The sequence below is a fragment of the Methanosarcina sp. 1.H.T.1A.1 genome, assembly GCF_000979295.1.
Classification (GTDB): Archaea; Halobacteriota; Methanosarcinia; order Methanosarcinales; family Methanosarcinaceae; genus Methanosarcina.
Map to the genome: position 1 here is coordinate 1 of NZ_JJQY01000083.1, position 13,450 is coordinate 13,450.

A 13,450-nucleotide genomic window follows, 5' to 3' on the forward strand; every position below is an offset into this window, starting at 1 on the left:
TATTCGTCGGCAGCGTCAGATGTGTATAAGAGACAGGATGTGTACTGTACACAACAAGGAAAAAAATAGTGGATTTCATGAAATAAAAATTGAACTGGAATATTACCCAATTGTAGAATTTGAGATTGTTTTGAGAAAGCTTGAAGGCCTGAATTTTGTGTTTTAGAGGTAAAAATGGAAAATATACTTCTCACTATTTTGCAATTGAGCCTGTTCGAAACCCTCTGCGTCACAGGCTCTCTGATCCTTATCGGCTTCATCCTGGGGTTTATTGAGAATAGAGCCAACTTCTATATCCAGAGTGTTTTTGGCCTGAAAGGAATTATGATTACAGCCTGGATAGGTACCCCAATCCACGAACTTGGCCACCTGCTGATGTGCTATCTTTTCAAGCATAAGGTAAATAAATTCAAGCTCTTTAACCTGAGACCCCGGGACGGAATTCTTGGATACGTCAATCACAGCTGGAACCAGAAAAGCCTCTACCAGAACATAGGAAACTTTTTCATAGGCATGGGCCCCATATTCAGCGGAACCTTTACCCTGATCCTCGGGATGTACCTTTTCCTGCCTGATTCTTTCGCCACTTTTGCAAACTATCTGACCCTTGGCTCCGGCCAATTTGACTCCCGGACGTTAGAAAGTATTTTCGTGCTGACAGCCCAGCTTTTTAAAAGCATTTTTTCGACAGAAAACTTAACCTCAGCCAGTTTCTGGATCTATTTTGCCCTTGCAATCGCAATCTCTTCCCATATAGCCCTGAGCAAAGAAGACCTTAAAGGAGCAGGAAGAGGTCTGGTCACAATATTTTCTTTCATTTTGCTGGTAAATGTGATTGCCCTGCTCCTAAATATTGATTTATCCGGTTGTTTCACGGGTATTCTGGCTCTCAATATTTACCTGGTGGCATTTTCAATGGTTTCGGTTGTGTTTTCTTCGATCAGGCTGGTTATAAGTGCTTTTGCTTATACTCTTGTGTCCAGAATCATCTGATGTGCAGCAATTTCCCTCGTATAGTCAGGCGTAAAATTCTGGCTAAATGTAAAATTATAGTCTGAATGTACCAGAAAATGTGATTTCATTGACCCATACAACCTTATTCGCTATCTTGGGTCGTTCTTGTCACGCTCGACGCAGGAGAGCGGCTTTCAAAGGAAAAAGAAAAGAAAGAAGCACAGCAAGAAAGTGAATAAGCAAAACCAAAAAGTGAAAAAGCCAAATATCCTGTCAGGATGCGAATGGAATTAAAACTCTCTGAAAAACACTTATTTTCAAGTCTCTTTTTTAGTCTCAGTTTTCTGTCTTTCTTTCTTCGACTTCGTTTTTTTTGCAGGGCCGCCAGGCAAACTGGCGGAGGCGCTTATATTTACCTATGAATCAGAAATCGGTTTTCGGGTTTAAGGAAAGTGTTCTCTCAGCCCGTGGACATTTTTTCAGCTTATTGTCCCTCTCTAATGAGTGTCGTTTGTTGGTCGCTTTTGATCTGGCTGACGGCAGGCCCAGACCCAGTGCGGTGCAGGGAGAGAAAACTGAGAGATTCTCTATCCAGATCCCCGAAGAGGTATGCCAATAATCAGGGACCGGCTATTTATGAGAAATTGAAAAATCCAGATAATTACCTCAAATAAGGCAACAAAAGGTTTACTGTTAAATTTTAGCCTTTACAGGACTTTACATTAAACTCCTCATTGAAGGCTTTAACAATTGAGAGGCGGAGGAATTTTGCAGTTGAAAGGATTTCTTCGATTTTCTGCGGGTCCCGGATAAGTTTCTGGTTTCCCATTGGTTTCACCTTGAAGAGATTGTTTGCTGAGAAATGCTCTAAACTGATAAAGGGCGTTTTAAACAGGATATTTTAATTGATAAGAAGGCCATAAATTGATAGTTTTTTATTTTTATCTAAATAATCACATACAAAATGTTCTGAGATTGAATGAAACGGTTTTTATAGTTAACAGCTCTTAAATCTAAATTGGAGCAGTAAAATGAACGCAAAACAACTTATCTATGCAATTATATCCATTGTTATCGTTTTATTGATCGCAATCGGCATGTTCCTGTATTTGCCCAACCCCTTCATGTGAGCTGCTTTTTGAGGAAGGAAAAGCTTTCTCAACTCACATTTACTCTTCTCGGTTCATTTTCATTCCGGATCTTTTCTAGTTTGCTGCCGAATCCTGAGAATTATGAATTCTGAGGGTTTCACCGGTGCAAAACCTACAAGAATGTTGACAAATCCCTGATTGAGATCATTTTGAGTGGTTGTTTCCCTATCGCATTTTACGAAATAGGCTTCCCGGGGAGTTTCTCCGGCAAACGCACCCTGTGTGAACAGGTTGTGCATGAATTCCGCGATGTTCAGGCGCAGTTGTGCCCACAGAGGCTCAGAGTTTGGTTCTAAGGCAGCCCACTTTGTGCCCCTTAAGAGACTCTCTTCAAGGTATAATGCGAGGCGGCGGACCGGAATATATTTCCACTCGCTGGCATTGGTATCTGCTCCATCAAGGGTGCGGGCTCCCCAGATCACACTACCTCTGGCAGGAAATGTCCGCAGGCAATTTATCCCATACCTGTTAAGCTCTCCATTTTCAGCATCTGTAAGGGTGCAGCTTAATCCACGGATCCCCATGAGGACCGCATCCGTGCCTGCAGGAGCCTTCCAGACACCCCGTTCTTTATCAGTACGGGCAAAAATTCCCGCAGCGGCACCGGCGGGTGCGAATTCTTCGACCGGGTTATTTTTTAAGGGATTTACCATTTTTATGCGCGGGAAAAAAAGGGCTGCATTCTTTTTACCGGACGCCTGGGCTGAGACCTGCATTGACATCTGCAGTTTGTCCCGTAAAAAAGCCGTTATTGATCCGGGATCTCTGGCTTCCGCAGGAGGATCTATCAACAGCAGAGCCCTGCGTTTTTCACAATAACTGGCTGCCTTCGCAAGTGTGTCCGGAGCCAGGTCTCTGCCGAAATCCAGAGGAGGTAAACAAAGAAGATTAAAAAGATCGGCTTTTTCAAGCGCATAGATCCCTTTCCCGGTTTCCGGGCTGGCTGGCACGAGGTCTTCGTCACGAATATCGCAGTCACTGTTACTGTAGCTACTATTGTCAGAGCCGCTGCTCCCTGGAATCTCAGATCCGGAGCCAGTTTTGGAGGTCCTGCCCGAGTGAAGTTTGGAGGTCCTTTCCGGGTAAAGGATAGAAGTCTTCTCAGGCGAAGTTCCCTTAACACGCACTATAACAGCGTCTCCGCCGCCATTGAGGAAATACTGATGTACGGCAAAACTCATGGTGCTCTTTTCCCAGAGTCCCCCGAAAATCAGGTCAAATTCTCCGGAGTTATGCACCGGAACAGGCTCATCTACCGGTCCTTTCAGGGCTCTTCCCACAAAAGCAGTAATTGAGGTGCTTATTCCCTTTATCGGACGGGCACACTCGGGAACCTCTTCAACATATACCCCTGGCTGCTTGATCGCAAATGGCATTATATATCTCCTGTTAAAAACCGAAATCAAACTAAATTAAGCACCCTGCCGTTAACGGAAACATTCTTTCCGTCCAGCGAGATGCTTCCGCCCTGCCCGTTGCTGAGTTCTATTCCGTCGGAACCGATCACTATTCTTACACCATCCGAAGTTTCCAGAACAATTTCCCCTTTTTCCGGAGTATCATTCAGCGTAATTGCAGCCCTGGATGTCTTGAAGACCTTCTTCTCAGGCTGGAGTTCCGGAATTTCACCTTTTTCCCAGAAACAGCCGCTCCAGATAGGATGGTAAGGATTTCCTTCCTCAAACTCAACCCAGACGTTTGAACCTGTGGGCGGAAGGGCAAATAGCCCGACATCTATTCCTGCATAAGGCACAGAGGGCATTGCCCAGCCAGTCTCTACTCCTGCCAGTGCAGGAACTAAAACCTTGAGTCTGCCCATCCCCTGCGGATCAGTATTTTCCACAACTTTACCCCGGTATTTCCCGAAATAACTTCCGGATGCAGGGGACGTTGTACTGGTTGTAACTGCAGGATTTCCTGCTGCAACGCCGTCCTTCAGTTCAGGCACGTCCGATGAAAAAGGTTTTTGTGCTTTTTTTCCGGCTGCTGCAGGAAATACCTTCGAAACAATAAAAGCAATCATAACTACTTCTTGTATTTCTAAGTTTAACAACGTTTTCAAAGTGTATACTGTTTGATTTTACCTCTTCAGTCCTGTATAGTTATCCAGCCCCATGATTTTGTCGATTTTAATCTACTCTTCAATTTCAATCTACTCTTCAATTTTAATCTGCACTACATTTTTTACTCAGCTTCCCGATTCTCACATTTAATCAGTTTCACTCTGCCGCCCGTACCCTCCGAATCCTGTTCCATCTCCACAATATATGTGTAATCCGAGATTTCCGAAAGCCCTCCTGCCCCGCCGCCTCCAATAATCAGTGTGTAGACCTTTGCGTTATACTTCTTCTTTGCCTCTTCCCAGCGAGCCAGAACCAGCTCGTCAGAGATTTCGGATCTTCCATCGGTGATAAAAAGCAGGTCTGCACCCTGAAAGTCCTTTTCCTTAAGGGATTTAAGGCCTGAAGCAAGCGCGGTATTGAAATCCGTCCCGCCGCCAAATGTGTACAGCAGAAAGTTCAGGAATTTCTCGGACATCCTTTTCTTGCTGCTGAGCTCGATTTCCAGGTGCTGGCTAGTGGACGCAAAAAGAATAACCTTCATATCCCGCTGCTGAGAGAGCATCAGCTTTGCCATGGCAAGCACTGCAGACTTGGCAAGGGTCTGTGGGGTCCCGTGCATGGAACCGGAGGTATCGACGAGCACAATCATAGGCCCTCTGGGCTTTATGTGGGGAGGACCTGTATAGTGTTTGCCAAGCAGCTGGTAGCTCAGGAGTTTTCCTTCAAGCATATCAGCATAGAATTTCCGCTTCAGAGCCGGGTTAAGGAGCTTTGCGGCTTCCATTGGCAGGAGATTGTTTATCGAGTCTGAAAAGCGAACAGTCTGGATCCTGTTTTTTCCAAAAGGAGAGTAGCGTATGCGGTCAGCGGGGGGGTCAAATTCCCGCCTGCCTATAAAATTCACGATTCTTCTGAGGTCAGGGTTTTTTTCAAAAAAAGCCGAATAATTTTTCAGCATCTTAAGCTGGACATAAAACGGCTCTTTTTTAAGCTCTTTTACGGAATAACTCCAGTTCCTGCCAGGGAAGAGAAGGGCAAGGGTATCGAAAAGGTCCAGGTTTTCTTCCATTTCAGAGATGAATTCCTGCATCCTGCAGTACAGCCCTTCCAGCATCCCGTCAAGAAAACTCTGGCAGCAGTCTTTCTGCATGAAACTGAGGACAGCTTCATAAATGTCGGATTTTCCGGAAACCGGGGAAGGGAGCTGAGAATTCCGGACTGACAAATCCTCTGAATTCCTGCTTTCCCAGAGAAGGAGGGTTTGTTTAAGGATATTTTCAAACTCCCTGAGAATAGCTTCTGTTTCGGCATCAAGCCCCTTAAATAATCCTGTTTTCGAACCTCCGTCCCGGGCTGCTGAAAAGCGTTCCATGAGGTCGTAGATTAGAGGAAGAAGAAGCTTCAGGCAGGCAATTCCTGCTCCTCTGCTCCGTTTTGAAATCTTTTGAAGCCCGGGCCACGGCTTTGAGTTTCTCAGGGTAAGAAAAATAGGGTAAAATGCCCCGAAAAGCCCTATGAACCTTTCAACATCTTTTATCTCATACGGCTGCTCGAAGAGGATTTCAAGGGCGATCACTTCGGCGATTTTCTCGCGCAGAGGACGGGGAATCGTGCGGGGGTAAGCAACAGTGCTTCTCAGCTCTCCTTCAAGCAGGGAAGCTGTCTGTTTCCGGACAGAAAGAGCCTCGTGCCAGAGCCGGTTTCTGGAAAAAAACGAGTAAGATTCGGGAGAGGCTTTGTCCAGATTACTCCGAAAACCGGCTGAATCTTCCGTATCAACACCTCATTTGCTCATCTGAGCTTGAATCTGGACCCGAGCCCTTTCATAAAACCGCTGGCATTGCTGCCTGAATCAGGGACCTGGACTTTTGCTTCCAATTTTGCGGCATGGGGGTCGGAATATCCTGATTTTGCAGACCTGAACTCTCCGGACCTGAATTCTCCGGACCTGAATTCTTTATTCTGCAAACCCAGCAGCTCTGCGATTTCGCTTATCAGGACTTCAGTTCCGGATAGCTGTGCACTTCCGGTGTCATGCAGGAGCAGGGCTTCGTTTCTGTCCGACATTGAAAGCCAGATATTTGCATCCATCAGGTTTCTGAGCAGCTCCTTTTCTTCTTCAAGCCGTTGTTTTACTCTGTTTACTCTGCCAGCCAGGGTTTCGAATTCCTTTTCAAAAACCTCTCTCTGGCTTTGAGACAGGGTGTTTTTCTTTCCCGCACTCTCATGGAGAGAATCAATTTCCCTTACCAGGTTATCATAAGGATAGATCCTCGAATTTCCTTCCTGCCTTAGAGTATAGCTGTGGTTCGGGCAGGCTGTATGGTGGACCTCCAGGTTCTCCCTTAGCTGAAATTCTTCCCCGCAGCTGTCGCAGATAACTCCAACAGAAAGTTCGTTTTTCAGGGCAATATTAAGGGCTGTTTTCAGGTCCTCAGCATCCAGGCGAAGTTTTTCCGTATTTGTCCCGCCGGAAACAACGAGTTTAAAGACCGTTTTCCTGATGGTTTCTCGCTCTTCAGGCAGGTTCCAGAGCATGTGCTGGAGCAAAAGTGCCATTGTCCTGTCAACAGCCGGACACCCGCTACTGCAGGCTGCAACTTTCAGGACCTGGACAATTCTTTTCCAGCGCCGGTCCGAAATTTCAATTTCCTGCAGCCGGAGATTCCTCCTGAGTTCTGTGATTATTACTTCAACATCAGGGTCAACAGGCAGGAAGTTTGCACTTTTGCGGAGCTTCTCGATTTCTGAAACCGGAAGGCTTGCAGTGGGTCTGAAATCTTCAGGTTCCCTGAAAAGGAGGCTTTTGAAGTTTTCATCGTCCTGGATATATGAGAGCCTGTACCTGAACAGGAAACGGTCATAAAGAGCTTCCAGGCTTTCATCCTCTTCCGGAAGTTCGTTTGAAGCCCCGAAAACCGAGAGGAGCGGTACATCCACAATTTCTCTTCCGTTATGGTATTTTCTTTCGTTCAGAATTGTCAGGAGGCTGTTGAGGATAGCGCTGCTTGCCTTGAATATTTCATCCAGTAAAGCAATATGGGCTGTCGGGAGGCAGCCGTCGATATTTCTCCTGAACTCGTCTTCTTCAAGGGCTTTTAAGGAAAGCGGCCCGAAGAGCTCTTCAGGAGTTGAAAAGCTTGTTAAAAGGTAATTATAGAAGTTTCCGCCTTCAATTATCTGGCAGATGCTCCTGGCAAGCTGGGTCTTGGCTGTACCGGGAGGTCCCAGAAAGAGCAGGTTTTCGCCTGAAAGGACAGCAAGGAGAGAGCCGTTGATCTCAGCTTCGCGTTCTTTAAAATAGTCTGTAAATTCGGATTTTATCTCGAGAAAAGTTTCTTTCAGGTTCAAGCCTCCCGGTTTTGTAATAGTTATGAGATAGTTCCGGGATAAAAGAGTTTTCGAGGGCTGTTTTCAGTCTGTTTTCTAAGTCTTTAGTCTGATCATATTTTAAATCTTGCAATTCTGTTTTTTCCGCCCAAATTGCGATTCGGGAGCCCGCCATCCTTTTGGCTTCACTTCGTTTCGCTCAAGGGGTCTAATTTTAAAATAGTGATACAACTGCTCTACGAAGCAGAGATGTTTTTCAGACAATGATAAGAAAAATTCTCTCCGTCTGGTTGTTTTTTGTCTAATGAGTCGATCACAGTAGACGCTGATGGAGGAGCAGATTTCACTTCAATACAGGAAGCAGTGGACTCCGCAAAAGAAGGGGATACGATTCTTGTTATGCCCGGGAAATACGTTGAAAACGTACATATCGGTAAACCTTTGAGTATTATTTCGGGGGCAGGGGCTCCGGAAGAAACGGTTGTTGAGGCTGCTGACAGAAGGGACCATGTTTTTCATATACGCGCTGATAACGTCAACGTTAATGGCTTTACCCTTCAGGGTGCGAAATATGAAGACGATCTATTAGCCGGGATTTACCTGGATAACGTTCAGGAAAGTACAATCCAGGGAAATATTCTGTCGGGCAACTACTACGGGATTTACCTTAAAAAGTCGCGGGAGAATTTGTTAAGCAGAAACGTTGCTTACGATAACAAATACGGAATTCTTCTTTGCGTTTCCAGCGGAGAAAATATACTTGATAGGAACATGATTTCAGACAATTACTATGGGGTAGACCTGGAAAACGCCTGCAATAATAATATTCTTACCGGAAATACCGTATACTCAAACAGGGAAAACGGAGTTATGGTGATCTCTTCCAGCTGTACCGATATAAACAACAATAATATTTCCTCAAACCCAAAGGCAGGAATTAAATTGGATAACTCCAGGGGAAACAGTATATCCAATAATTCGGTTTCTGATAGTGAAAGGGGAATCTTTATCGTATTCTCCGGCGACAACCGGGTAGCTGGCAATTCGGTGAATTCAAATAAAGTGTGCGGCCTGCAGCTTGGAGGTAGTGCGGAGCGCAATATCATTGAAGAGAACCGTTTTTCCGAAAATAAGGACGGGATCTTCATAGCTTATTCTGTCCGATATAATACGGTTACCAGTAACATTGTGTTGAACAACAGCAAAGGAATTTACCTGACCGGGCACAGTGATTACAATGAAATACAGGAAAATATTGTTTGTTCAAATTCTCTTGGTTTTTATGTGGATAACTGTAAAGAAAATGTGCTGAGCGGCAATGTGGTGACCAATAACACCAATAGCGGGATCCTGCTCACAGAGAGTTTTGACAACTTCATCTACAACAATTACTTCAATAACGCAGAGAACGCAGCAGAGGATAAAACCAATATATGGAACACCACAAAAACCGCAGGTAAGAACATAGCAGGAGGTTCATATATGGGAGGAAATTGCTGGGCCTCACCTGAAGGAGATGGTTTTTCCCAGACTGGGGAGGATGCCGACGGAGACGGGATCTGTGATTCTCCTTATCAGATCGGTGATTCTGAGTCCGATGAGCTTGCACTTGTTTACAGCCCGATCGCCGATTCACTTATTCAGAAAAAAGTGATTATTCCCGAAATTGCTGAAAATGAGAGCAAAGCAAAGGGAAGCAGTGTGGAAAAGGAAGCCACGGAAAAATCACCTTTGGGTTCTGCTTATCCCGTCGGAGTTATTCTGATTGCTTTCTTGATTTCGGGCAGAAAGGGAAACAAATGAAAACATGACCTGAAAATGACAATAAGACCTGAAGACAATTAATAATTTTTTTTGTATCTAAAGGCATATTGAATTTTTAATTAACTCTGTCCCTTTTTCTTCTTTCTTTTTATTTCCATTGATTGATAAAACAATTCAGGTATGTTCGGTTTTGTAAAAATCCCAAAATTAAGTCATGTCTGAGTTTATTGCCTGCAGTTCGAAAAAGTGTCGGAATGTTTATATAGTACAAGGTATTAGTTGAATTATCAACTATTGATATATCAATTATAAGATTTTGTATAATTGAAAATTCAACATATTTCATGATAATTCATTACAATTCTAAAAATCATAGGCCAGTTTTTCGGGTCAGGATCCGGCAGATTCCGGTAAAAAGGGACGATAAAAAAATGGACGAGACTAGATTGAGTAAGATCATTCTCCTGTCAATGGAAAGAGAGGCTCTTGATAACCTGGTTTTTGAGCAGACTTTTCAGAAAAAAATTGCAGGTAAGTTCAGGGAACTGAGCAAGAACCAGCCAATGGTGATTAAAATCATAGGAATAGAAGGAGAAATTATGCCTTCTACGCTTGGAAAATACACAGGGATGGAGAAGAGCAGCCTGACGAGGATGGTTGATGACCTGGAAAAGAAAGGGATTGTGTACAGGAAAACCGATCCTGATGACAGGAGAAAGGTGCTTGTTTCCCTTACTGAAAAGGGGCTTGATTATTATAATTGCTTAAAACAGATTACCAGCGAAATGGCTGATGAAATCCTTCAGTTTGTTGACGATAAGGACGTTGAGGATTATTTGCACAGCCTTGAAACTATGGTAAAACTCCTGCGGAAAATAGATGCAAATAGGACTGCCTGAATAAGGTGGGTGCAATTTGGTTATGGAGAATTTAAGTTATATGAAATTCTTGAGGGACTGAACGAGGAAATAGAACCGTTAGATAATGAAAACTTAAGATAGATCATATCTCAGCGCGTGAAAGATGGAGGAAACCTGAATGCCTCTTAAGCTTATTGAGAACCTTCAGAAACTGGGTTTTACCGGCAACGAAGCCAAGGTTTATGCATCCCTTGTCTGCCTGAAGCAGGCAAAAGCGAGTGATATTGCCGAAAATGCGGGAGTCCCGAGGCCTAAAATCTATGGAACCCTCAGAGGGATGGAGAAAAAAGGCTACGTCAGGATAATTGAAGGCGAACCAACCCTTTTTTGCTGCGTCCAGCCAGAAGAGCTCATTTTAAGGATGAGAGCAGATTTTATGCTTTCTTTAAGTGAAACCGCCAGTGAACTGAATTCCCTGACTCCCGGAAGCAATAACTTTGCTTCAGAAAGGTTCTATGAAAAAAGGATCAGGGTCTGAAGAAAAAAGGAGAAAATTTTTTGGTTCTCAATCAACGCAGAAATACGTTTCAATTTTTTATATTTATCAATTTCTTATTTTTGACTTCAACAGACTGAAAGGAACTATTATTTATACTTATAGGGAACTATCTGGACAAAAACTTTATATTGATAATACCCAGATAAGATTTTCAAAGGTAGAAGTGCATGCCCCTCAGTACTAACCGTAACATCTGGCAGTTTCTGGCATTAACAACCATACTTTTCATATTGTTTTTTGCGATACTCTTCTATTTTGAGGACATTTTCATAGTCCTTATTGCAGGTGCAATCCTGATCTTGATTGCAGAAAAAGTGATAAAGGTATTCAACAGGTGCATGGACAGGTTTCCGAACTGCAATCGAAAAGCGGTGGGTTTAGTCCTTCTCACCGGTGCAGGGCTTGCTGTCCTTTTCCTTGTGGGTAGCCAGTTACAGGGCCTTGGAGTCCTGGTAGGGGATTTCAGTAACATACAGCAGGACTACGCAAGCGGAGCTTCTGCCCTTTTTACCGAACATGAGTCCGAACTTTCAAAGCTTGCGGATTCCGGCGTTATTAAACCCCAGGACCTTCAAAAAATAGGAAACACTATCTTTTCCGGAATTGCAGATACGGTTTCGAAGGTATCTTATTATTTTTTTACCGGAGTATTGATAATCCCCCTAATGTTTGGTGTATATTTCAAGCACCATAACAAAATAGGAAATTACATTCAGGCTTACGCTCCTCCTGAACATGCAGACGGGATCATCAGGGCCTTAAAAAGTATAGGCCATGAACTTGAGGATTTCTTCAGTGCGAAAATGATTGAGTCTGCTATTGTAGGTCTTATTTGCTGTATAGGGTTTTATCTGGCAGGCCTTGAAGGGTGGCTTTTCCTTGGCATTCTGGCAGGCTTTCTAAACATCATTCCTTATATCGGCCCTCTTCTAGGGGCAATCCCTCCAGTTATTGTAGGTTACATTGATAGTCCGATGACAGCTCTCTTTGCAGTGATAACGGTTATTATTGCCCAGCTTATTGACAACCTTTACCTCATTCCATTCATGATCTCGGAAAAAGTGAATATTAACCCGCTCTTAAGTGTGGTTCTAACCCTTGCCGCCTCCAAGCTATTAGGCCCTCTCGGCATGGTACTCGCAATCCCTATATACATTATCTACAAAATAATTATTAAAGAGTCTTATAGGGAACTGGTAAATATATGTAACAAAGATTAATGCTCTTATATCATGAAGATTAATGCTTTTTTATGACTCCAGGGATCAACAGCCCTTATGAAATAAGGGCTTGTTGAATACATAATCAGATATGCAGAGATATTTTATATATTTTCTTGAACAGCGAAAGGCTTAAAAATATATTAAGAGTATCTTAAAAGAGTTATTTGACTGTTGGAGCATTAACTGTTGGAGCATTAACTGTTGGAGCATTAACTGTTGGAGCATTAACTGTTGGAGCATTAACTGTTGGAGCATTACAGCTTTGAAGGAGCCTGAAATATGATTGAGGTAAAGGGTCTTTCTAAATCTTACGGACAGACAAAAGCAGTAGATGGCGTGGATCTTTCTATCAAGAAAGGCGAACTTTTTGGTCTCCTGGGCCCAAACGGCTCCGGAAAAACAACTATAATCAAAATGCTTACAGGGCAGATAAAGCCAACCTCCGGTACTCTTAAGGTACACGGGATAAATGTGCTCGAAGATCCCCTGCGGGTCAGGGAACTTGTAGGCATAATTCCGGAACAGGAGACTCCCCCAAGTTTCCTGACTGCGGAAGAGTACCTGCACTTCGTTGCAAAGGTAAGAAAAATGGAACACTATGAGAAAGTCTGTGATAAATGGTTTGAGTTCTTCGATTTTGAGGACCAGAAAACCTCACTATGCAAAGACCTTTCAAGAGGTACAAGGCAGAAACTCATGTTTGCCCAGGCATTTCTGCATGAACCTGAACTTGCCATTATCGATGAGCCACTTATTAATCTTGATCCTGTGATGCAGAGGAAAGTCAAGGATTTCTTACGGGGTTACGTAGAGGATGGAGGAACAATTTTCATTTCCACGCACATCCTTGAAATCGCAAAAGAGATCTGCACAAATATCGGAATTATTTACAGAGGAAAACTGATCCATACAGGCCGCTTTGACGACCCTGAGCTTCAAGGCAAAAACTTTGAAGATTTCTTCCTGGAACTTGTCAGCAGGTGGAAAGGCGTTTCAAAAGAGATTTTTAAAGAACCTCCGAAAGGGATTTCGGCACTGGCCTGAGGGCACCTTGCAAACTATTTGGAGGTCCTACTCACACCATTTTTGAGGTCCTACTCACTCCATACTACTCACTCCATACTACTCACCCCATACTAAGGTCTTTCATGTGCATATCTGCAATTGCTCTGGATATGTGAAAGCAGGATTTGTGAGAGGACAGTCTTTTCTGTGCGCAAAAACAGGTGTGGAAAAATCAAGCATAAAAAAGTAAGTGTGAAAAATAACAAGCATGAAGAATAGTGAGTACAAAAAACAACAAGATGCAGGGATTTTATGTTTGACATCTTCAAAAGTATGATTAAAGAAGAGTGGCGGATGCACTCAAGTCTCTTCGGGCACAGCGGTTTTGCCCTCTTTCCAGTCTTTATTTTTCTGTTTACATTTTTTGTAAGCCTTGTCCTGCCTGTATTCAGGGATATCGTTACCGATGCCCAGATAGCCCTTGGGATGCATTACTTATTCCTGCTTGTGGGAGGTATGGCAGGTGCTTTCGGGCTTATGG

The 13,450-nt window shown here is 43.6% G+C and carries 12 protein-coding genes and 1 pseudogene; 8 read left to right on the forward strand and 5 right to left on the reverse strand.

Features of this window, described 5'->3' with window-relative positions:
* The first annotated feature begins 174 nt into the window (after positions 1 to 174).
* Both EO95_RS07905 and EO95_RS17870 read left to right on the forward strand, forming a co-directional pair.
* The gene (locus tag EO95_RS07905) at positions 175 to 993 is read left to right on the forward strand and encodes a hypothetical protein (RefSeq protein ID WP_048133679.1); all 819 of its coding nucleotides are present in this window, start codon (positions 175 to 177) and stop codon (positions 991 to 993) included.
* A 379-nt stretch (positions 994 to 1,372) separates the two neighbouring features.
* Positions 1,373 to 1,573 carry a hypothetical protein gene (locus tag EO95_RS17870; protein ID WP_162197354.1) on the forward strand — a complete coding sequence of 67 codons (201 nt, stop codon included), beginning with the start codon at positions 1,373 to 1,375 and terminating at the stop codon, positions 1,571 to 1,573.
* Between the two features lie 81 nt (positions 1,574 to 1,654).
* Here EO95_RS17870 and EO95_RS18460 read toward each other — a convergent pair whose 3' ends face one another.
* From EO95_RS18460 to EO95_RS07925, 5 genes are all read right to left on the reverse strand, one after another.
* On the reverse strand, positions 1,655 to 1,783 hold the full coding sequence (locus EO95_RS18460) for a hypothetical protein (RefSeq protein WP_268767893.1): 129 nt from the start codon (positions 1,781 to 1,783) through the stop codon (positions 1,655 to 1,657).
* Between the two features lie 360 nt (positions 1,784 to 2,143).
* Entirely contained in the window at positions 2,144 to 3,481 is a 1,338-nt protein-coding gene (locus EO95_RS07910) for a phage tail sheath subtilisin-like domain-containing protein (RefSeq protein ID WP_048133680.1), read from the reverse strand.
* A 26-nt stretch (positions 3,482 to 3,507) separates the two neighbouring features.
* The gene (locus EO95_RS07915) at positions 3,508 to 4,128 is read right to left on the reverse strand and encodes a phage baseplate assembly protein V (RefSeq protein WP_200895021.1); all 621 of its coding nucleotides are present in this window, start codon (positions 4,126 to 4,128) and stop codon (positions 3,508 to 3,510) included.
* Positions 4,129 to 4,289: 161 nt separating this feature from the next.
* Positions 4,290 to 5,744 carry a VWA domain-containing protein gene (locus tag EO95_RS07920; protein WP_235282913.1) on the reverse strand — a complete coding sequence of 485 codons (1,455 nt, stop codon included), beginning with the start codon at positions 5,742 to 5,744 and terminating at the stop codon, positions 4,290 to 4,292.
* A 215-nt stretch (positions 5,745 to 5,959) separates the two neighbouring features.
* Positions 5,960 to 7,513 (reverse strand): AAA family ATPase, encoded by a 1,554-nt coding sequence (locus EO95_RS07925; RefSeq protein WP_394297358.1) that lies wholly within the window; start codon positions 7,511 to 7,513, stop codon positions 5,960 to 5,962.
* 282 nt (positions 7,514 to 7,795) lie between these two features.
* On the opposite strand from EO95_RS07925, the gene EO95_RS07930 reads away from it, so the two are divergent.
* The 6 genes and pseudogenes from EO95_RS07930 to EO95_RS07960 form a co-directional block, all read left to right on the forward strand.
* Positions 7,796 to 9,301, forward strand: coding sequence for a nitrous oxide reductase family maturation protein NosD (locus tag EO95_RS07930; protein WP_048133683.1), 1,506 nt, complete (start codon positions 7,796 to 7,798; stop codon positions 9,299 to 9,301).
* Between the two features lie 392 nt (positions 9,302 to 9,693).
* Positions 9,694 to 10,161 carry a MarR family winged helix-turn-helix transcriptional regulator gene (locus EO95_RS07935; protein WP_048133684.1) on the forward strand — a complete coding sequence of 156 codons (468 nt, stop codon included), beginning with the start codon at positions 9,694 to 9,696 and terminating at the stop codon, positions 10,159 to 10,161.
* 139 nt (positions 10,162 to 10,300) lie between these two features.
* Complete coding sequence (locus EO95_RS07940) at positions 10,301 to 10,660, forward strand: TrmB family transcriptional regulator (protein WP_048133685.1); 360 nt, start codon at positions 10,301 to 10,303, stop codon at positions 10,658 to 10,660.
* Positions 10,661 to 10,848: 188 nt separating this feature from the next.
* Positions 10,849 to 11,901 carry an AI-2E family transporter gene (locus EO95_RS07950; protein WP_048133687.1) on the forward strand — a complete coding sequence of 351 codons (1,053 nt, stop codon included), beginning with the start codon at positions 10,849 to 10,851 and terminating at the stop codon, positions 11,899 to 11,901.
* A gap of 282 nt (positions 11,902 to 12,183) precedes the next feature.
* Positions 12,184 to 12,948, forward strand: a complete 765-nt coding sequence (locus tag EO95_RS07955) for an ABC transporter ATP-binding protein (protein ID WP_048133688.1) — start codon at positions 12,184 to 12,186, stop codon at positions 12,946 to 12,948.
* Between the two features lie 273 nt (positions 12,949 to 13,221).
* Positions 13,222 to 13,450 (forward strand): annotated as a pseudogene (locus tag EO95_RS07960) (hypothetical protein); the annotation flags it as partial.

What these genes read in the sequence shown, in the direction of transcription:
- EO95_RS07915 (WP_200895021.1), bottom strand. Translation starts at nt 4,128, where the DNA reads ATGATTGCTTTTATTGTTTCGAAGGTATTTCCTGCAGCAGCCGGAAAA.
- EO95_RS17870 (WP_162197354.1), top strand. Translation starts at nt 1,373, where the DNA reads ATGAATCAGAAATCGGTTTTCGGGTTTAAGGAAAGTGTTCTCTCAGCC.
- EO95_RS07905 (WP_048133679.1), top strand. Translation starts at nt 175, where the DNA reads ATGGAAAATATACTTCTCACTATTTTGCAATTGAGCCTGTTCGAAACC.
- EO95_RS07950 (WP_048133687.1), top strand. Translation starts at nt 10,849, where the DNA reads ATGCCCCTCAGTACTAACCGTAACATCTGGCAGTTTCTGGCATTAACA.
- EO95_RS18460 (WP_268767893.1), bottom strand. Translation starts at nt 1,783, where the DNA reads ATGGGAAACCAGAAACTTATCCGGGACCCGCAGAAAATCGAAGAAATC.
- EO95_RS07955 (WP_048133688.1), top strand. Translation starts at nt 12,184, where the DNA reads ATGATTGAGGTAAAGGGTCTTTCTAAATCTTACGGACAGACAAAAGCA.
- EO95_RS07935 (WP_048133684.1), top strand. Translation starts at nt 9,694, where the DNA reads ATGGACGAGACTAGATTGAGTAAGATCATTCTCCTGTCAATGGAAAGA.
- EO95_RS07940 (WP_048133685.1), top strand. Translation starts at nt 10,301, where the DNA reads ATGCCTCTTAAGCTTATTGAGAACCTTCAGAAACTGGGTTTTACCGGC.
- EO95_RS07910 (WP_048133680.1), bottom strand. Translation starts at nt 3,481, where the DNA reads ATGCCATTTGCGATCAAGCAGCCAGGGGTATATGTTGAAGAGGTTCCC.